This is a genomic window from Beduini sp. (assembly GCF_047239305.1).
Taxonomy (GTDB): Bacteria; Bacillota_I; Bacilli_A; order Erysipelotrichales; family Coprobacillaceae; genus Beduini.
In genome coordinates this window covers 370478-391264 of the sequence record NZ_JBKTEM010000003.1, presented here as the reverse complement: position 1 = coordinate 391264, position 20787 = coordinate 370478, and the positions used below count along the sequence as shown (strand labels likewise).

Sequence of the window (20787 nt, the reverse complement as noted above, 5' to 3'; positions counted from 1 at the left end):
TTTAAGGTCCGCAGGATTTTAAGTCCTGTGCGTCTACCAATTTCGCCACCTGGGCAATAAAAATGGAGGTTCCAGCCGGACTTGAACCGACGGTCGAAGAGTTGCAGTCTTCTGCCTTACCAACTTGGCTATGGAACCATCTCTTGTTGACTGCCTTTTTATTATATACTAAGCCTTTATAAAATGCAATAAAAAAGTTAAAAAAATGAGCTCAAATTTGAGCCCATTTTATTGTGAAATAATTTTAGTCCATAGAATCGCATATTTTTCTTTTAACGCATTATCCTGATAAGTGAAAACTTCATCGTTTCCAGTCAGATCCGTGCGAATTCCATAAGCATTGTTTCCTTCAAAATCTTCTTCCTTCGCTATCGCAGAAGCATGTTTATTGCTTGTCAGATAGCCGACCTCCAAGGTATTTAATAAGGCATTTTCATCCGAAATCATATAATTGATGAATTCATGTGCTAATGTCACTTCCTGACATTCATTCGTAATCACAAAGCCATCAAACCAGACATTTGTACCTTCTTTTGGCAAATAGAAATCCATATTTTCGTTTTCAGCCATAATCGCCGCTGCATCACCGGAATACATAATTGCCATCGCTTTTTCATTGTTTTTCATGCTGTCGATGATTTCGTCACCGCCATAAACGGGAGACATAGTTTCTTTCTGATTTGCCAGCCATTGATAAGCTTCTTGGATTTCCTGGTCATTCTCACTATTCATCGAATACCCCAGGGCCTTTAAAGCGACTGTAAATGAATCACGAACGGAATCATACATATAGATATTGCCTTTATATTTCTGATTGCGTAAAATCTCGAAGCCTTGTGCTAAGTCTGCTTCATCTACTTTTGTTTTGTCATAGACGATTCCGACATTTCCATAGAAATACGGTGCCCAATATTCGTTATTCGGATCAAACGGCTGATTCATGATCGACGTATCCAAGCTGTCTTTATTGGTAATTAATGACCAATCCAGCTTCTGAATACGTTCTTCTTTAATTAGACGTTCAATCATATAATCAGACGGAACCAAAATATCGTATTTATTTCCCCCTGTATATTTGGTGTACATAGACTCGTTTGAATCAAATGTTTCATAAACAACCTTACAGTTATATTCTTTTTCAAAAGATTTAATCACTGACTTATCCACATATTCTCCCCAGTTGAAAACACGCAGTACCGGTTTGCTGCTTTCTCGTACCGCAACTCCGACAACTAATGCAAGACAGCTTAACGCAATAACAATACGTGCTGTACGTTTACGCAGTTTACTCGATGTCTTCTTTTTCACGATAGCGGGTACAATATAAGATAAAGCCAATACCCCCAAAATAACAAATACAACTATCGCGGATAACGCATTGATGCTTGGGTTAATACGCTTTGACATATTGTAGACCGCAATGGAAATATTTTGAACCCCATTACCGGTAACAAAATAAGAAATGATAAAATCATCAAATGACATTGTAAAGGCTAATAAAGCGCCTGTAAAGATCGCTGGTTTAATCTGCGGTAAAATAACTTTTGTCAAGGCTTGAAAAGGCGTTGCCCCTAAATCCATTGCCGCATCAGATAAGTTGGGATCTAAACGTCTTACCTTAGGCAGCACATTGGTGATAACAAATGGTGTACAAAACGCAATATGAGCAAAAAGCATTGTCATATAGCCTTTATCTACTTTAAATGCAGCAAAAAACAGCATTAAGGAAATCGCCGTTACAATTTCCGGATTCAAAATAGGTAATTGATTCAACTGCAGAACGATCTGACGAACAATCTTCTTTGACTTTGATAAGCCAATTGCTGTGATAGTCCCTAAGACAGTCGATACTAATGTTGCAATGATTGCAATCGATACCGATACAAAAACAGCGGACATTAATTCGTTGTTTTTAAACAGTTCTTCATACCAGTAAAATGAGAAGCCCTTGAAATTAGATAAAGACTTCGCTGAGTTGAAAGAAAAGACAACCATGACAATGATTGGTAAATATTGGAAAAGAAGACATAAGCCAACAAATAGACTAGTTGAGAATTTTCGATTTTTTATCACTATGTGTCTCCTCCTGATCTTGTCCTGTATATTTTTCTATTTTACTTACCCCTGCCATCATTAAAATAACAATGACTGCAAGAATCATAGATACGGCACTACCAAAACTCCAATCTCCGATCTGGATGAACTGCTGTTCAATGAAGTTTCCGATCAATGCATATTGACCGCCGCCAAGTAATTTAGGAATCATAAAGGTTGAAATCGAAGGTAAAAACACCATCGTAATTCCAGTTAATACACCGCTTAATGATAAACGGAAGGTCACCTTCCAGAAAGTCTGCAAAGGCGTTGCTCCTAGATCCATTGCTGCTTCATTTAAAGAAGGATCCATCTTTGTCAAAGCAGTATGAATAGGCAGAATCATGAATGGTAAAAAGTTATAGACCATCCCTAACACTACCGCAAAATCGGTATACAGCAAGGTTGCCGGTGGCAACCCGACTGCACTCAGCATATTATTAATGATACCGTTGCTTCCTAAAATACTGATCCATGCATAAGTTCTGATCAGCATATTGATCCAAGTGGGAATTGTGATCAATAAAATCAGAAGAGTCTGTGTTCTTTCTTTACATTTAGAAATGAGATATGCCACCGGGTAGCCTAAGGCTAAGCAAATTACCGTTGTAATAACACCTAAAACAAAAGATTTAAATAATACTTTCACAAAAACCGGATCAAAGAATTTTGTGAAATTGCTTAGTGTAAAAGAAAACATCATCGCACCGCCCTCACCGGTTCCATCCGTAAAGGCATAAAGGGCAATCATCAGCATAGGTAAAAGAGTAAAAAGCAGAAGCCAGCCAATATAAGGAATGACTAACTTTTTATATTGCTTCATTAATAAGTCCCCATCTTATACATCACATGGATGTCTTCAGGATAAAAATTTAAATCAACTTTTTTACCTACTTCTACATAATCTGTTGTATGAATTAAATAATGTCGGTTTTCACAGCGTACCGTAATCTCATAATGAACCCCTTTAAAGATAATGGTTTCCACTTCACCTGACATTTTCCCCTGTCCTAATTCAACGATATCTAAATCTTCCGGACGTAAAACAACGTCAACCTCTTCATTATCATCAAAACCATAATCAACGCAGTCAAACTCTTGTCCGTCAAATTTCACAAGATAATCCTTCATCATGATTCCTTCAACGATATTAGAATCCCCAATAAACTGTGCAACAAAACGGTTTTCCGGTTCATTGTAGATATCCGTCGGCGAACCAATTTGCTGAATCATGCCATCATTCATGATAACAATCGTATCTGACATGGTTAGGGCTTCTTCTTGATCATGAGTAACGTAGATGAACGTGATCCCTACTTCTTTTTGTATCTTCTTTAATTCCAGCTGCATTTCTTTTCGCAGTTTTAAATCTAATGCCCCTAAAGGTTCATCCAGTAATAAGACCTTAGGTTCATTGATAAGCGCTCGCGCAATAGCAACACGCTGCTGCTGTCCTCCTGAAAGCTGATCAATCGCTCTTTTTTCAAAGCCTGATAATCCCACTAATTTTAAAGTCTTCGTCACTTTCTGCTCAACAATCGAATGATCGATCTTTTTAAGATTTAACCCAAACGCTATATTTTGATATACGTTCATATGAGGAAACAAGGCATATTTTTGAAATACGGTGTTGATTTCTCTTTTATATGGCGGCAATGATGAAATATCTACATCGTCAAATAAAACATCGCCCCCGCTTTTTTCCTCAAACCCACCGATAATACGAAGAGTGGTTGTTTTTCCGCAGCCACTGGGTCCTAATAATGTTAGGAATTCATTTTCATGAATATCCAGGTTTATTCCTTTTAATACGACTTGTCCGCCATATTCTTTAGTTAGATTCTTTAATTGTATTAATTTTTTCATATAACCCTCCTAGAATGATGGTGGCGTTGATATCCATATCACTTTAGCCACATGCTGATGCTGATTAGAAATATAATGAGGTTTATCCCCTTTTATATAAAATGTCTGTCCTGCTTTAATTAATAACTCCTGATGACCGTAATGCAAGGTAATACGTCCCGTCAGCACATAGCCAAACTCTTCTCCCTCATGCGGTTCAATCTGACTTGTTTGTGCTCCGTTTTGCATTTCAATTAAAATAGGCTCCATTTGATTTTTCTGAGCATTGGGGACAATATAGGAAATCGTATGTAAGTCCTGCTCATTGATAAAAAAGTCCTTATTGGAAAAGACAATCTGTTCTTCTTGCTTTTCATCAAAAAAATCACGCAAATTCGTTCCCAGTGCTTCCAGTATATCTTCAAGTGTGGAAATAGAAGGAGACGTCAAATTCCTTTCAACCTGTGATAAAAAGCCTTTCGTTAATTCACTTCGATTCGCTAATTCTTCTAAAGTTAATTGATTGCTGACTCGCAACCGTTTGATTTTTTCACCGATATCCATATACGTCCTCCTGTTTAGTATTATAAAACTTTTTGTATATTTTTACGAAACATAACTATTATATAAAAATTATGACAAAATGCAACTGGTTTAACACATTTTCCCAATAAAAAAACTCAAAGGACAGCTTTGAGTTAATCTTCTTTTTTCTCTAAGTGCTCACGACGAACACTGGATTGAATAAACAGCTCTTTGATCATCTTTTCATCTTCTTCTAAAATAGCTTTTTTCAGCTTCATCAGCTCCTCTTCAAAGTGGTCGATACAGTTTAAAAGATTGTCTTTGTTTTTAAAGAAAAGTTCGGTCCAAAGCTCCTCATTGATATTGGCAATACGGGTTAGATCACGATAGGAATCACCAATAAATTTTCCGGTATCAAATTTCTGCTGATCAGAATTAATTAAAGCGACTGCCAAAGCATGAGGCAATTGAGAAGTAAAGGCGATAATTTCATCATGCTGAGCAGGTGAAACGACTTTAACATTTTTGAATCCCATCTGATGAACTAATTTTTTTAATATGACGATCGCTTCTTCACTATTGCCAGAATGGGGGGTAATAATATAGTTTGCCCCTTTAAACACATCACTGCTTGAATACTGATACCCTTTTTTTTCTCTGCCGGCCATCGGATGTCCGCTCAAAAATTCAACATTGTCAGGTAATTTAGCTGCCATCTTTTCAACAAAATAAGATTTCACCCCTACCGCATCGGTAATCAGACTGCCGGGCTTGAATTGATTTTCTTCTATGAATGCTTCAATTAAAGAAGGATATAGTGAGATAATCGTAAGATCGCTCTTAGGGATGATTTCTTTTCCATCATGATATCCCTCTAAAATATAGCCTTCTTCTTTTGCTTTGTTTAAGGTCTGCAAGTTTGTATCTATTCCATAGACATCGTAGCCTAATCCATGCAGTGCTTTGACATAACTTCCTCCTACAACTCCTAGTCCAACAACGGTAATGATCATATTTATTCCTCCTTCAAATAAAAAAGCTTTCATCCTTAAAGGACGAAAGCAATTCGTGTTACCACCTTTATTCACTGATCTTTCACAAAACCAGTCTCTTTGAGTCTTTGACTCACGCTTTAACGGGCATGCCCGGCAACGCCTACTTAATTCAACGTTCTACTCCATGATGTATTCACTCTTTGCTTATTCGTTATTTCCACCTGCCATAACGTCTCTGTGCAATGTACAAAAAGCTACTTGTTCACTTCTTCATATTTATTATATCTTAGCATGTTTGCTCGATTTGTCAATTTTAACTTGCGACATTCGATTGAGATAGATACATCTGATAATATTTTCCGCCTAAAGCAATCAGTTCATCATGCGTTCCCATTTCAATAATTTTCCCACCATCTAAGACAATGATCTGATCGGCATGCTTGATTGTACTTAAACGATGGGCAACGATAAACGTCGTACGGTTCTCACTGGCGACTGCCAATGCACGCTGTATCATCTGCTCAGTCTGAGTATCAATATTGGCTGTTGCTTCATCTAAGATTAAGATGGAAGGATCATAAAGCATGGCTCTGGCAAACGACAACAGCTGTCTTTCTCCGGTAGATAAGTTTTCTCCTAAGTTTGCAATTGGAGTATCGATGCCATGTTCATATTTATTTAAGATCTCATCAGCACCGATCGCATGCATGGCATCCAGTACCATTTGATCCGTCACCTGTTCATCATTTAGTGAAATATTGCTTTTGATCGTTCCTTTAAATAAGATCGGATCCTGAAGTACCATTCCTACATGTTTTCTAAATGCCTGCTTTGACATTGTGTTCAGTTCACGCCCATCAATTTTGATGGACCCTTCACTGTAATCATAAAAACGCATTAACAATGACATTGTCGTTGTTTTTCCACTTCCGGTATGTCCTACAAACGCTACCGTTTGATGAGCCTCTGCTTTAAAATTAATATCTTTTAAAACATAGGGCGCTGTCTCATTATATTTAAAATCAAGATGTGAGAATTCCACTTCCCCATTAAACGGCGGGATTTCATCATCATAAGCCACAGTTTCTTCCGGTAAATCCAAAAACTCAAAGACACGGGTTCCGGATACCATTGCATCTTCAAGCATTTCAATGCTTTCCATGATGAGATCGATTGGATCCAATAAATTCCCCAAATAGGTAACAAAGGCATACATGACCCCGTAAGTCGCAAATTCACCGGTGTAAACCGCTTTATATCCAAAGAAGCAAATGACCATGATCTGAGTGACACGTCTAAATAAACCAAAGACTGGTCCTCCGACATTGACATTTAAACTGGTCTGCTTGACACGATAATCAAAATAAGATTTATTCAGATCATCAAATTCATCATAAATAAATTTTTCCTGATTAAAAGCCTGAATCACTTTCATTCCTTTGATATTTTCATTCAACGTGGCATTGATCTGTGAATTGAGCGCACGAATCTGAGTTGCATATTTATTTGTATAATAACGATATGCCAAGATCCAAACAACAATCAACGGCAGAATAAACAATACCATGATCGCAAATTGAGGATTTAAGACATACATCGCAAAATAAATAATTATAAATTTAAACAATCCTTCAATGACCATCGTAATGACAACGTTATATAAATATTTAATGGTCTCTGTATCATTGGTGATCTTTGAAACAATTCGTCCATCTGCCTCATTTTGAAAATAGTTAATTGGCAGACGCTGCAATTTTTCAAACATATCGTAACGCATTAAATTGGATAACTTTAAAGCTAATAAAGAATAAAGATAATTGGTGACATAAACTAAAATAGAGTTTAAGAAATACATAGCTCCCAGCATCACCAATAAAAAGATGACCGGTTTTACCAGCGGACCATAAAGCAATCGTGACTGATTTCCTGATAAGACTGTCGTCTGGTAGGTATATGTCTGATCGGTAGTAGCGATGGTGACAGTATTCCCATCTATCTGACGCATTCCGCTTTCAATTTGACCGACCCCATCAATCATATAAAGTGTTTTGTTGACTTCGATGACACATGCCTCTTCAATGATGTTAGCGTCTCCTTTATAAAGGTTTTGCTGGACGTAGAAGCTGTCATTTACTTCTACCCCATTTTCTGCTTTCGAATCGACTTTGTACCAAGGTTTTTCAATTCCTGATACATAATCATCTAAAAGCTGCTGAGTAAGTCGTGTCGGCAAGATATCGACAACCATCAAGATAGAAACAAGCACGATAGTGGAAACAATTAAAAACTTCACATGAAAGGCATAGCTAAATGCACGTTTTAACACTTTCATTATGCTTCACCTCCATCCGCTAAAGACTGGTTGGTAAACTGCTCATAATACCAGCCTTTTTCAGCCAGCAGCTGCTCGTGATTACCATGTTCGATAATCTCTCCGTTATCCAATACGATAATCTGATCGGCATGCTTGATGGCAGAAAGACGATGCGCAATGATGATATTCGTTTTTTCTTTACGGGCTGTCTTCAGATTTCCGATGATATTGGCTTCGGTGTTTCCATCCACAGCTGACAAAGAATCATCTAAAATTAAAATCTCCGGATCAGCGATAAAAGCACGAGCAATAGATAAACGCTGTTTCTGTCCGCCGGAGAGCATCGTTCCATCCTCACCGCAAAGCGTATCTAAGCCATCACGCAAATATTGAATATCTTTTTCAAAGTCAGCCAGACGGATCGCTTCCATCATTTTTTCATCGCTGACTTCACCCACATGTCCTAATTTAATATTCTCTCGAACAGTTTTAGAAAATAAGACATGCTCCTGCGGAACATAGCCAAAGTGCTGACGAATATCAATGAAATTATAAAGATCGACTGAATAATCATTGATTTTGAACTCACCTTTTCCTTTTTTATAGTAGCGTAGCAGCTGCTGAATTAAAGTCGATTTTCCACTTCCGGTTTTACCGATAATTCCAATCGTCTGCCCCTTTTCAATCTTAAAAGAAATATCTTTCAAGCTGTCAAATTCACTGCTTGGATAGCGGAATGAATAGTGATTAAACTCAATTGAATCAATGTGTTTTAATGTCATTGGATTCTTAGGTTGTTCAATGCGTACATCCACCATGGTCGTTTCTTCAAAACGATCATAAGAAGCCTGAGCACGCTGCAAACGGTTTAAAACCTGACCGATTCCCATCATCGGCATTCTTAACATCGATAGATAGAGATTAAAAGAAACCAGTTCTCCCGCTGAAATTTCACGATTAAATACTAAAAATACCCCAAATCCGATCGCAATCATCAAAGATACAGAAAAAACAATCCTGAATAAAGGTCCAAAGGCTGAATCAAGCTTTAACGCTATTTTTTCTTTATCACGTGCCACATCGGCAGAACGTTTTAATTTTTCAATATCATTTTTTTCTTGCACAAAAGCTCGGATAACCTGCACTCCCGCTACAGATTCCAACGTGGTATTGTTGAACTCCCCATAAGCATCACGTGAAGCAATGAACAAACGGCGAATCTTTTTTGACATGAAATAAACCAGCACAATCGCAAATGGCAAAGGCAATATTGCCGCGATTGTTAGTTTCAAATCAACTCCAATTATCATCTGTGATACCACAAACAGAATCGTAAATGCTGAAGTTAACAGCTGGTTTAAGATCTGAGAAGTTGCCATACAGATATTGTTGACATCCTGTGTTGCGACTGCCATCAGATCTCCGGTTTCATGATCGTTATAATAATGAGCATCCATTCTCTCCAAATAATCCATCAACTGATTTCTTAATATGTATTGGAGCTTATAACTCCCATTGAACATCAAGCGTGATCTTAAATTGAAAGCTCCATATAAGAGGATGGCAACAATTGACATCTTGAATATCAAGGCATAAAAATAACTCTCAGTGATTTGCCCGGTTCCTATGGAATCCAAAGCATTTCCTAAATATTTAGGGGGCAATGTCATTAAAAATGTAGCGGCAATATTGCATATCGCAAATGCAGCATAGCGCCACTTCTCTTCTTTAAAAAACCAACTTAATTTCTTATATATATTAAACATAATTCCCCTCCCCATTCATTTTATTTGAATATAAAGGTCGAAGTAATCGCGGTTCCTAATCCGAAGATCAGTCCCATGATGATATATCGTACAAACAACTCCTTTATATTTGCTTTTTTCCCGTCACTTCCATTTAATAATAGGACTACCAGCAGACTGGTGATCAGTCCGTGTGACAGAATTGTAGCTGCCATCGCACCATATAAAGCACTTAGCTGTGATTCAATCAGTAAAGCCACAATCATATAGGCAGCAAACATTTTTAATACACTCACTGGGGTTAGTGTCACCCAAGATAAAGAAGCATATTTTTTTAGTTCCTGCATATTTACACTTTTTTTCTTTTTAGCTGCAGCGGCTGTCTGTTTCTCATAATCAGACATTCCCCCACGTTCCATTTGTCTTTTAAATCTACTCATTATTTCTTTCCTTTATATTTATTTTTTTCTAACAGTTCAATCTTTTGATCTAATAATTTCTTAGTTAAATCAACATAATAGATATGAGGATATTCCAAACGGAAGATTTCATCCCACATCTTTTCTGCCTGCATTGCTGCATACTGACGAATTTCATTAATGGTTGGTAATGGATAGACTAACTGACCGTCTTTAAAAATAGGCACCTGTAATTCTTCATACTCATAAGTTCCTGCCTCAATTGTCTTGTTTTTCCATATATTCGACTGATGATAGATCGTAATATCCTCGAGCGGATTGATAATCTCATCATAAGAGGCAATCAAGTCTGCAATCGCCTTATTGGTTTCTTTATCAAATAAACGGTAAACTTTCTTATATCCCGGATTGGTAATCTTATCTGTATTTTCGGAAATCTTGATCTTAGGGACAATCTCCCCATCTTCTTTGGTTGTTGCGACTAGCTTATACACTCCGCCAAACACCGGCGCACTTTTAGATACGATCAGGTTTTCACCTACCCCAAATGAATCGATCTGCGCTCCTTGATTTAGTAGAGAACGGATAATATATTCATCTAAAGAGTTCGAAGCTGTAATTTTACAGTCATGCAGTCCGGCAACATCAAGCATCATTCTTGCTTTTTTAGACAAATAAGCAATATCACCGCTGTCAATGCGAATGCCTGCTAAACGTTTTCCCATTGGAATCAGCACTTCTTGTGCCACTTTAATCGCATTTGGCACACCTAGTTTTAAAACATCGTATGTATCCACTAAAAGGACACAGTTATCCGGATAAGTTCTGGCATAAGTCGCAAACGCCTCATACTCTGTATCAAACAGCTGAACAAACGAATGTGCCATGGTTCCCACTACAGGGATTCCAAACGCTTCTCCGGCAGAAACCGTCGCTGTTCCCGCAACACCGCCAATATAGGCCGCACGAGCCCCATAAGTGGCACCGTCATAACCTTGGGCACGACGGGCACCGAATTCCATAATCGGTCTTCCCTTTGCCTCCATGACGATGCGATGTGCCTTAGTCGCAATTAAAGACTGGTGATTCACCGTTACCAATAACACTGTTTCAATCAATTGAGCTTCAATGATCTTGGCTTCAATTGTCATCAACGGTTCATTAGGAAAAACCGGTGTTCCTTCTTTGACCGAATAAAGATTTCCGGTAAAATGTAAAGCATTTAAATAGCTTAGAAATTCTTCATCAAATAAATGAAGGCTTCTTAAATAATCAATATCACCTTTACTGAAATGTAAATCTTGGATACATTCAATCACCTGTTCAAGACCGGCAAAGATGACATATCCGCCTTCATCCGGATTTTTACGATAATACATATCAAAGTAAACAATTCGATCTTTTAATCCATTCTTATAGTAATTATAAGCCATGGTTAATTCATAAAGATCCATGACTAATGTTAGATTTCTTTTTTCACAAGCTTGTATCTGATTCATTATTTTGTTCCTTCTTTCATTTTTACGAAGCGAACTCCTGCTGCATTAAGTAACTGATAACTCACTTCATTAAATCTTTTGGCATCATGAATACCTTCAATATGGTAAGTGTCAATGGCATCCATTACCACATAAACCTGCTTATTTAAATCATGTTCATGAATATAAGTCTGCAGACTTAGCGTAAACTGCAACACACAAATATCACTGCAGCAGCCGGTAATGATGAAACGCTCATAACGCATATACTCCTCTAAATGATTAATAAAGTCCGGAGCTAAAAATCCATTTGTAGAATTCTTATAGATAATCTTTGAATGCAGACTATCCTCTTTTAATTCATCTGCGATTTCGCTCTCCTGACTGCCTTTTAAACAATGTTCAGGAAAAGACAGAAACTCCTGACAGCCCTTTAAATGTGCATCCACAAAGTAAAGATGATCCGCTAAAGGCAACGCTTTAAACAATTGCAAATGAGCGGGAATCGTCTCTGCGATCTTTGGATCTGCCATATTTCCAGCTTCCATAAACCCTTTAATCATATCCACAATCACAATTAAAGAGCTCGTTTGATTTAAATTATCTTGATCCATCCAAGGCAATGCTTCAAAGATGGATGATTGTATTCTTGCCATTATAGCACCCCCAATATACTCATTTTATATTGTATTCTTTTTTATAAGAAAATTCTATAAAATATCACTCATTTTGTGTTTTTTTAATGATTTTGAGCCCTTTATGAATAAATCCGCATAAAAAAACAAAACTAGTTTTTACTAGTCTTGTTGAGTAGGCTGACCTTCACTGTTAGAAGACTGACCGTTATTTAAGTTTCCGCCTTCATCAGCAGTCTCCTTATTGGCTCTTCTTTCAATTACTTTTAAGCCGTCATACATTGCTGTTGATGTCACAGTTGCTCCAGAAATAGTATCCAGCTCTACTGTATTTTGTTCAACGACATTTTTTGAAATCTGTTCTGCGGCAACTCCGCCGATGGATGGTGTTTCGTTATTTTCACCCACAGTTACGTCCATAATTTTATCATCTTTATACGTCATGCTGATCTCAAATGGCCCGCCGTATCCTTGTACAGTGGTTGTATAGATGCCATCATTATATTTATTCATGGTATCCGCCATATCATCAGCGCCTTCTTTGACAGATTTACATCCGCATAAAAGCACTAATGGCAATATCAAAAGTAATTTTTTCATTTTTCTTCGCTCCTTTTACAATTAGTGTGTAGCGTTACAAAAAGATTATACTAAAAAAATAAAAAAATACTAAGCGAACTTAGTATTTAAAAGTATAAATCATATTGATTTGGCATTTCACGATATGGCGGTCTTGGACGTTTATCCATTACCGGCACTAACAACTGCTGCTGTGGGTAGATCGTTCCGTTTTGATCTAAGTTATTTATCGCTCTGATCCATTCTACAGTAGAGTTCAATTGTTTAGCGATCTGCCAAAGGTTATCTCCCTTTTCTACTACATACAAATAGATCTCACCCACTTTATTCACTGCTTTACGTTGATACATATCGTACATTTCATCATTGTACATTTACTTCGCCTCCCTACTTTTAAATTATGCTGGAAGGATTGTTTTTGTCAGGGCAAATGTACTATAATGAAGAAAATGAATAAAGGAGAATTAAAAATGAAGGATGAACGCTGGATCACCGGTCATTATGGCGAAGATCATGAAGAATACTTAAATGCGGTCAATCCGCCTGTCTATATGAGTTCGCTTCACTTTTTTGACGACATCAGTCAATACTACAAAGTAGAAACCAGGAAACCTGGACAATTTTTTTATGGACGCGTGGACAATCCTACCACCATCATTGCCGAAAAGAAAGCAGCGGCTCTTGAAAACGGCAATTACGGCATAGCTTTTGCTTCCGGCATGGCAGCAGCAACGACCGCCATTATGGCTGTTTTAAAATCTCACAGTCATATTGTCTGTGTTAAAAATGCATACAGTGTACTGACGAGTTTTATTGACACTTATTTAGTGCCTAAAATGGAAATGAGTGTCACTTACGTTGATGGAAGCTGTACAGAAGACGTTTTAAAGGCAATCACTGATAAAACGGATCTCGTTATTTTAGAAAGTCCGGTATCGTTGGTTTTTAGTGTACAGGATATCCGAGCCATCACAAAGGCTGCAAAAGAAATGGGAATAACGACCTACATTGATAACTCTTACTGTACCCCACTCTTTCAAAAGCCACTTGAAATGGGCGTAGACATCGTAATGCATACCGCCAGCAAATACTTAGGTGGGCATAGTGATATTATTGCCGGACTGATTGTCACTAACGATGAAGCACTTTATAAAAGCATTCATACTTTAAGAGAACAAATGGGTGGTATCCTAGATCCACAGGCAGCTTACCTGATGATTCGCGGAATGCGAACTCTTTCTGTCCGTGTTGAAGCACACGCCAAAACCGCATTAAGTGTAGCAAAATTCCTGGAAGGTCATCCGTTTGTATCCAAGGTATATTATCCGGGATTAAAAAGTCACCCGCAGTATGAATTGATTCAATCTCAGCAAAGTGGCAGCACCGGTCTGATGTCTTTTGAGTTAAAGACGAAGAAAACAGAAAAGATCGTTTCTTTTGTCGATCATTTAACTCTCTTTAAAATCGGGGTTTCTTGGGGTGGTTTTGAAAGTCTAGTATGTACTCCCATGCTGATGAAAACTGAAGAAGAAGCCCAAAGCTGTGGATGTGGCAGAGGCATTATTCGTATTCATTGTGGATTAGAGGGCAGTGAACTATTAATTGAGGATTTAAAACAAGCGCTAGAGAAAATGGAGGAAACAGAATGATTAACGGAAACAGAGAATTTGAATTATTAAAAAAGATTGGCTTTATTCGTACCAGTGGAAGTGCAGAAGAATTAAAAGCCGCACAAATCTTGCTTGATGAGATTAAGGAAATTGGACTGGAAGGAAAATTAGATGCCTTTCCTGTCAGAAATGACATCGTCGAAGAAGCGGTCTTAGAAGTCGTAGAACCGTACCAAAAAAGATATCGTGTGACTGGGTTTACTTGCAGTGGAAATTTAGAAGAAACTGTTGCTGAGTTCAAATATGTAGAAGATTTAAATGATATTGATTTACATGATGTAAAAGGAAAAGTTATTTTAATGAATACCCGTCCGGGTATTAAGAATTTTGAAAAAATCGTGAAATCAGGAGCATTAGCTTTTGTCACTTTCCAAGGAACAATTAAAGATTCCTTAGAAGAGAGTGATCTTGAAGAAAGAAAGTTACGTGAAAGCGTTAAAAAATACGGTTGTCTTCCGGGGTTCAATATTTTAGCTCGTGATGCCCAGGAAATGGTCTTGAAAAAAGCGGGTAACGTAAAAGTAAAACTGATCCAAACAGAAAAAGAATGGACCAGTCATAACGTAATGGTCAGTATTTTGGGAAGTGAATATCCTGATGAAGAAATTAATTTCTGCGGACATTATGATAGTGTACCATTTTCAACCGGAGTGTATGATAATGGAGCAGGATCTGTCATCATTATGGAAATATTAAGACATTTCAAAGAAAATCCACCGAAACGTACAATGAATTTCTTATGGTTTGGCAGTGAAGAAGTGGGGTTGGAAGGATCAAAATATTATATTCAAAAATATGCCGATACTTTAGACCGATCTATTTTAACGATTAATGTCGATGTTGCCGGATGTGTGTTGGGAAGAGATTTAGCGATGGTGACTTCTGATGAATCATTATGTCATTATATCGAACATTTAGCGAAAGAAATTAATTTTTCAATGAACGTTAAACAGCAGGTATATTCAAGTGATTCTACACCATTTGCCAACGCCGGCGTACCTGCAGTCAGCTTTGCCCGTTTTGGTACAGAAGGTGGTGCATTCATTCACTGCCGTTATGATTTAATCGATTGGCTAAGCAGTGACAGCTTAGCACACACAACCGAGTTTGTTTTAGTTTTTGCCGATCGTATTGATAAAGCAAAAATCAATCCGATTGTCAGAAAAATGCCTGAGAACATGGTAAAGGATATCCACCAGTATTTAGATATTAAAACAGAAGAAAAATAAAAAATCGAGAAGAACTTGTGACACTTCTTTGCAGACAGAATGTTTGAATGCATAGGAGTGTCCTTTTCATTTACTCGATTTTTTTATTCCTTTATAAATTGCATGCGCTCTTGAATAATCGAACTTCATTAAATAAGAAGCGATTCGTGTCCATTTACGAAGATACAACTGACGACGATATTGAGTGTACCTCGGTCTTTGAGGACCATAACGTTTCATAAACTTAAACTGACTGCGATTGACCCACTCTAATTGAAAAGGAGAATTCTCCCCGCTGGCAGCAGATACTTTATGATAGATTACAGCCTGACTGTCTACCCATAACTCATATTTACTGCTGACTTGCAGGCAAAAGTCTAAATCTTCAAAATACATAAAATAGTCTTCTGGCAGATATCCTATTTCTTCAAATATTTCACTGCGGATCAGCATACAGCAGCCACTGATAAAATCAACCTTCTTCTTTATTACTTGATGATGATCCTCTTGATCACACAAAGAATTATAGGCCACAAACAACGGCCAGTTTATTTCTCCGCCTAATGCCCAGATTTTATTATGATCGTAATAATTTAAAATCTTAGGGGCAATCATTCCAATCCTTGAATCTTCTAAATCCTGATTTAAGATTGATAAAAAGTCCGGTTCTACAGTTGTATCATTATTGAGCAATAAAATTTTGTGACAGCCTTGTTTTATAGCTGCTTTAATACCGATATTATTTCCATACCCAAAGCCGCCGTTTCTGCCGCTTTCAATAAAGTGAATATCCTTAATCTGTTTAAGTCGATCTGCACTGTCATCTTGGGAATCATTATCAACAACAAAGATTTCATAGTCGGGATAAGTGATCGCCTTTAAGCTCTCGATGCATTCCTTCGTATCCTCATAAGCATTATAGTTTAACAAAATGATCCCAATCTTATCCATGTTTTTTCATCCTTGCCTTTTTATAGCGCAAATAGTGTATATTTAATTTCAGCATGAACGGATGAGTGGACCATGAACGAATGGTGGTTTCAAGCCGATCGAAATCCTTATGATACTTATTTGCCACCTTTAATAAAGTTTCGTAATATCCTTCATTCATGAAATCTCCCTGCGATAAATGATAGGCTTTCAGCGGCAGTACCACCACCTCTTTATTTAACTTTTTCATCCGATAGCAGTATTCGACTGTATACAGATGCCAATGGTCACATACCTGTTCATCAAAAGGATACTCCAACAGATATTTTCTAGGGATTATAAATAAGCATTCATCTAAACTATTGACAGACACCGCGCTCGATAAAACATCTTCACTGACACGAACTCGCGGTATTGAATGTTCGATATTACTGTAAATCTTACGATCTCTCACTCCTGCGATCCCCGCTATCCCGGTTTGAGGATGGTCTTTAAAATAGGATTCTACTTTATTTAGAAAATAATCATCTTCTAAAGCAATATCCTGATGAACAAACATTAAATACTCGCCTTTTGCTTGCTTGATCACTGAATTGAACGCACTCACTGCATTGGGATAGCGGTTGCCTTGATTATCAATTCTCAATATTTCATAGCTGCAGGAATGTTGTTTGGATAAAGATTTAGCCAAATACTCATTATATACTTTTCGATTGTTGCAAATGCAAATAATACTTATCATACGTTTCACCTACTTTATCATATAATCGGTTCTGTCTAATGTCAGATTGACATTATAATAAGGATCTCCATCTATTAAAAAACTTTCCCATCTCTCTTTCATAAAGGCAACCTCTGAATCAAAACGCTGCTTTTTCTCAATAGAAACTTCATCACTTCCCCGTGACAGGGATTCATGATGAATCAAGACCACTTCGGGATCAAAAACAACAAGCTTATCTTTCGTTCTTACCCTTAAACAGTAATCAATGTCATTGAATGCCACTTTGAGATCCTCTTCGAGTCCCCCAAGTTCAAAAAACAAGTCTTTTTTTGTCATTAAACATGCTGCAGTGACTGCACTTAAATCCTGCTTTACTGCCGCTCGATACATATAGCCTTGATAGTTTTCATCTTGTCCTAAGAACATATGCGCGGCTAATCCCCATGTCCCAATCACAACCCCACCATGCTGGACCTTGTGATCGCCATAAAGCAATTTGGCACCAACGATTCCAACTTCTTCTCGCTGAATAACTCCCAGCATTCTTAACAGCCAGTCTTTATTCATTATCTCAACATCATTATTTAAAAATAAAAGATAATCGCCATTCGCAAAGGTTGCCCCAAAATTATTAATTGCGGAATAATTAAAGATGCTTTCCCAACGAACCACTCGAATATTCTTTATTTTATTCAACTCTTCATAATAATCAAAGATTTCTTTTGTTTCACTGTTATTTTCTACAATAATAATTTCAAATAAATTAGGATCAGTATATTTAAAGATCGTATCAATGCATTTTTTTAAATCATCGGTATGGTCTTTATTAGGAATAATGATAGAGACCAGCTCAACCTTGGGAATATATTCACTCTGAAAATAAAAACTGCTTTGATCAATTTTTACTGCTAACCCTAGTTTTTGATAATGTTTTAGTAATACATCGCCAAGGGCTTTCGTAATCAGCATTTCTCTTCGAAAATGAAATAAAACATTGGGAATGTGTCCTACTAATCTTTTATCTGTAAATAGATTCAGCATTTGTTCATACATAAAAGCATTAAAACAGTTTGTATCTACTTTACTGATTGCTTCTTTAGTAAAAAGAATCGCATGATGAATGTAAGGATAGCTCCTTAACAGATCAATACTGAAATCCGGCTTAAATTTAGGTCTGGAAAAACTTATTCGCCCATAAAGATCATGATCACTATATACCGCGTCCTGATCTTTGATATTACGCATCAGTTCACAAAGGCAGTTCTTTGTCAAACGGTCTCCTGCTTCTAAGAAAAGACAGTAATCCGCTGTTATCATAAGCTGTGACAAATCAGAAGGCAGAATCACCTTTACTTCATAGTGAGAATAGGTTTGTTTTTTTATTGAATTTAATGTACGTGATAATAATTTATGATTGGTATCACAAATATAAATCATCACTTTATCAGTTAAGGCAATCTTGTAATCAGGATGATTCAAATTTTTTCTCAGCCAGCCCTGATATAAAAAGAAATCACCAAACAGATAAATATTGAGGCTGCGAAGCAATCGTTTGATTTTTAGTTCTTTGATTAGCTTCATTCCTTTATTCATTTTATCCATGGTGATCTCCTTTAACTATTTTGTTACTAATGTATTAATATATTCCTGTACTTTATCTTTTAAATCTTCACGTTTTAATGAAAAATCAATCGTTGCCTTGATGAATCCGAATTTATCGCCAACATCATAGCGAATCCCTTCAAAATCATAGGCATAGACTGCCTGACGATCCATTAATCGCTTAATCGCATCGGTCAGCTGAATTTCATTACCGGCTCCTCTTTCTTGTGTTTCCAGTAATTCAAACACTTCCGGATTTAAAACATAGCGTCCTAAAACAGCCATTTGGCTTGGTGCTTTATCCGTAGCCGGTTTTTCTACCATGTCTGATAGCTTCACTAATCTGCCTGTTGCTGGGTGAGATTGAGATGGGGCAACAATCCCATATTTGCTGACATCTTTTTTATCTACCGTCTGTACCCCAACAATGGAAGCACGTGTTTCTTCATATTGATCGATCAATTGCTTTAAAGCAGGTTTCCCACCTTCATTAACGACCACATCGTCTCCTAATAATACGGCAAAAGGTTCATCGCCAATAAATGATTTGGCACATAAGATCGCATCTCCTAATCCTTTAGGTTCTTTCTGGCGGATATAGAAGATATTCGCTAAATGAGCAATCTCATCAATCTGTTCCAATTGTCTCATTTTCCCAGAGGCCTTTAATCTTTCTTCCAATTCATAGTTTTTATCAAAATGATTTTCCATGACATGTTTTGTACTATTGGTAATGATCAGAATTTCTTCAATGCCGCTTTCAACCGCTTCTTCGACTATGTATTGAATAGTAGGAATATCAACGATCGGCAGCATTTCTTTAGGCAAAGCTTTGGTTGCCGGCAAGAAACGTGTCCCTAAACCAGCCGCCGGAATAACAGCTTTACGAATACGAATTTTTTCATTTTTTACTTTTCTACTCATAGAAGTCTCCTTATTATTTAAATACTTGTCTGATGATTGGTGCTGTAGCATTCGTCTCATAAGCCTTCGCGGTAGCAAAAGCTGCCTGCTGAATCTTTTGTTTTTCTTCAACACTCAATGCATCGATCATGTTTATCTTACATACTAAGTCTAACACATTTCTTGATTCAAAGAAATATCCATTTTGTCCATCCTCAATATAACTGGTCGGTCCGTAATTATTTGCTGCGATGACGATAGCTTCACAAGCCATGGCTTCCAACCCTACTAAGCCCAAGCTTTCACTTTTACGATAGGTTGGAAAAACAAAATAATCCAATGCACTATAAACATTCGTAAGTTCTGCTTGTGAAATAAAAGGGATGCGAATAATCTCTTTTTCTAGGTTACAGGCGGTGATTAACTGTGTCAATTCTTTTTCCTGCTCTCCCGTTCCGACCATGATAAACTTTCTTGAATCTCCCTGTTCTTTCAATAGTTGAGCCATTTTCACAAATATTTCCCAGCCTTTATGAGCTTCAATACGACTTACATAGCCTAAATAGCTTGTGTCACTATCAAGCTTCAAAGCCTTTTTTGCCTCTGCTGGGTCTTTTTTATGAATTACAGATAAATCCACACCACCTGAAGGATAGAGTATAATCTTATCTTCTTCTATTTGATATTGCTCGATCATCACTTTTTTAAAGTACTCTGATGGAACAACAATTTTATTCGCTAAAGGCAGTACCATAGCTGAACGCTGTTTGTTTTTATACATCCAATCTTCTTCAATGACAACATCATTTCCATGGGCATTCAATACAATTTTCATCTTAGGTTTCAATTGATGAATGATTTTAACCATGTAGGAGATATGCGAAATATAATGTCCATAAACATAATCATAATGACCAAACAGACTGCTTAGTATCCCCTGCATATAAAAGAATATGTAATTCATCAGTCGCATGATTTTAGAGTCATTCTTAGGCTTACTGATAACTTTGACTTGATGTCCATCTTGTTTTAATATCTCGACTGTATTTAAAACAAACACACCATAATGAGGATATTTTTTAGATGGATACATATTGGTGAGCACTAATATTCTTGCCATG

Annotated in this window: 19 protein-coding genes, 1 tRNA gene and 1 other annotated feature; of the genes, 2 read left to right on the top strand and 18 right to left on the bottom strand. The window is 37.1% G+C overall.

Translation table 11 applies throughout. The features are described 5' to 3' along the window. Positions 1-63 precede the first annotated feature (63 nt). From ACLRVU_RS08290 to ACLRVU_RS08230, 13 genes are all read right to left on the bottom strand, one after another. A tRNA-Cys gene (locus ACLRVU_RS08290) sits at positions 64-138 on the bottom strand. A gap of 90 nt (positions 139-228) precedes the next feature. Beyond that, on the bottom strand, positions 229-2073 hold the full coding sequence (locus ACLRVU_RS08285; protein WP_412891499.1) for an extracellular solute-binding protein: 1845 nt from the start codon (positions 2071-2073) through the stop codon (positions 229-231). Then, positions 2045-2917, bottom strand: coding sequence for an ABC transporter permease (locus ACLRVU_RS08280; RefSeq protein WP_147553371.1), 873 nt, complete (start codon positions 2915-2917; stop codon positions 2045-2047). The genes ACLRVU_RS08285 and ACLRVU_RS08280 overlap by 29 nt, the downstream gene beginning before the upstream one ends. Next, on the bottom strand, positions 2917-3960 hold the full coding sequence (gene potA, locus ACLRVU_RS08275) for a spermidine/putrescine ABC transporter ATP-binding protein (RefSeq protein WP_412891498.1): 1044 nt from the start codon (positions 3958-3960) through the stop codon (positions 2917-2919). Before potA ends, ACLRVU_RS08280 begins: the two co-directional genes overlap by 1 nt. A gap of 9 nt (positions 3961-3969) precedes the next feature. Then, the gene (locus tag ACLRVU_RS08270) at positions 3970-4503 is read right to left on the bottom strand and encodes a cupin domain-containing protein (protein WP_412891497.1); all 534 of its coding nucleotides are present in this window, start codon (positions 4501-4503) and stop codon (positions 3970-3972) included. 134 nt (positions 4504-4637) lie between these two features. Then, positions 4638-5477, bottom strand: a complete 840-nt coding sequence (locus ACLRVU_RS08265) for a prephenate dehydrogenase (protein WP_412891496.1) — start codon at positions 5475-5477, stop codon at positions 4638-4640. 35 nt (positions 5478-5512) lie between these two features. Then, positions 5513-5739: a binding site (T-box leader), on the bottom strand. A gap of 33 nt (positions 5740-5772) precedes the next feature. After that, a complete protein-coding gene (locus ACLRVU_RS08260; RefSeq protein WP_412891495.1) occupies positions 5773-7791 on the bottom strand; it encodes an ABC transporter ATP-binding protein in 2019 nt (672 codons plus the stop codon). Further along, complete coding sequence (locus tag ACLRVU_RS08255; RefSeq protein ID WP_412097125.1) at positions 7791-9539, bottom strand: ABC transporter ATP-binding protein; 1749 nt, start codon at positions 9537-9539, stop codon at positions 7791-7793. The genes ACLRVU_RS08260 and ACLRVU_RS08255 overlap by 1 nt, the downstream gene beginning before the upstream one ends. 20 nt (positions 9540-9559) lie before the next feature. Further along, a complete protein-coding gene (locus ACLRVU_RS08250) occupies positions 9560-9958 on the bottom strand; it encodes a hypothetical protein (protein WP_412891494.1) in 399 nt (132 codons plus the stop codon). Then, entirely contained in the window at positions 9958-11436 is a 1479-nt protein-coding gene (locus ACLRVU_RS08245; protein WP_412891493.1) for a nicotinate phosphoribosyltransferase, read from the bottom strand. The genes ACLRVU_RS08250 and ACLRVU_RS08245 overlap by 1 nt, the downstream gene beginning before the upstream one ends. Further along, complete coding sequence (locus ACLRVU_RS08240; protein WP_412891492.1) at positions 11436-12071, bottom strand: cysteine hydrolase family protein; 636 nt, start codon at positions 12069-12071, stop codon at positions 11436-11438. The genes ACLRVU_RS08245 and ACLRVU_RS08240 overlap by 1 nt, the downstream gene beginning before the upstream one ends. A 141-nt stretch (positions 12072-12212) precedes the next feature. Continuing rightward, on the bottom strand, positions 12213-12650 hold the full coding sequence (locus tag ACLRVU_RS08235; protein ID WP_147553380.1) for an FMN-binding protein: 438 nt from the start codon (positions 12648-12650) through the stop codon (positions 12213-12215). Positions 12651-12736: 86 nt separating this feature from the next. Further along, positions 12737-13003, bottom strand: coding sequence for a LysM peptidoglycan-binding domain-containing protein (locus tag ACLRVU_RS08230; protein ID WP_041138594.1), 267 nt, complete (start codon positions 13001-13003; stop codon positions 12737-12739). Positions 13004-13099: 96 nt separating this feature from the next. On the opposite strand from ACLRVU_RS08230, the gene ACLRVU_RS08225 reads away from it, so the two are divergent. Together ACLRVU_RS08225 and ACLRVU_RS08220 are read left to right on the top strand one after the other, a co-directional pair. Then, positions 13100-14278 carry a trans-sulfuration enzyme family protein gene (locus ACLRVU_RS08225; protein WP_412891491.1) on the top strand — a complete coding sequence of 393 codons (1179 nt, stop codon included), beginning with the start codon at positions 13100-13102 and terminating at the stop codon, positions 14276-14278. Further along, on the top strand, positions 14275-15528 hold the full coding sequence (locus ACLRVU_RS08220; protein WP_412891490.1) for a M28 family metallopeptidase: 1254 nt from the start codon (positions 14275-14277) through the stop codon (positions 15526-15528). Before ACLRVU_RS08225 ends, ACLRVU_RS08220 begins: the two co-directional genes overlap by 4 nt. 66 nt (positions 15529-15594) lie before the next feature. Here ACLRVU_RS08220 and ACLRVU_RS08215 read toward each other — a convergent pair whose 3' ends face one another. From ACLRVU_RS08215 to ACLRVU_RS08195, 5 genes are read right to left on the bottom strand one after another with little or no spacing between them, the layout of a single operon-like run. Further along, positions 15595-16458: a glycosyltransferase family 2 protein gene (locus tag ACLRVU_RS08215; protein WP_412891489.1), complete on the bottom strand. Its 864-nt coding sequence runs from the start codon at positions 16456-16458 to the stop codon at positions 15595-15597. Next, positions 16451-17179 carry a glycosyltransferase gene (locus ACLRVU_RS08210; protein WP_412891488.1) on the bottom strand — a complete coding sequence of 243 codons (729 nt, stop codon included), beginning with the start codon at positions 17177-17179 and terminating at the stop codon, positions 16451-16453. The genes ACLRVU_RS08215 and ACLRVU_RS08210 overlap by 8 nt, the downstream gene beginning before the upstream one ends. Before the next feature lie 9 nt (positions 17180-17188). Then, complete coding sequence (locus ACLRVU_RS08205; RefSeq protein ID WP_412891487.1) at positions 17189-18763, bottom strand: glycosyltransferase family 2 protein; 1575 nt, start codon at positions 18761-18763, stop codon at positions 17189-17191. A gap of 15 nt (positions 18764-18778) precedes the next feature. Next, positions 18779-19687 (bottom strand): UTP--glucose-1-phosphate uridylyltransferase GalU, encoded by a 909-nt coding sequence (gene galU, locus ACLRVU_RS08200; RefSeq protein WP_412891486.1) that lies wholly within the window; start codon positions 19685-19687, stop codon positions 18779-18781. 13 nt (positions 19688-19700) lie between these two features. Continuing rightward, positions 19701-20786 (bottom strand): glycosyltransferase family 4 protein, encoded by a 1086-nt coding sequence (locus ACLRVU_RS08195; protein WP_412891485.1) that lies wholly within the window; start codon positions 20784-20786, stop codon positions 19701-19703. Position 20787: the final 1 nt, after the last annotated feature.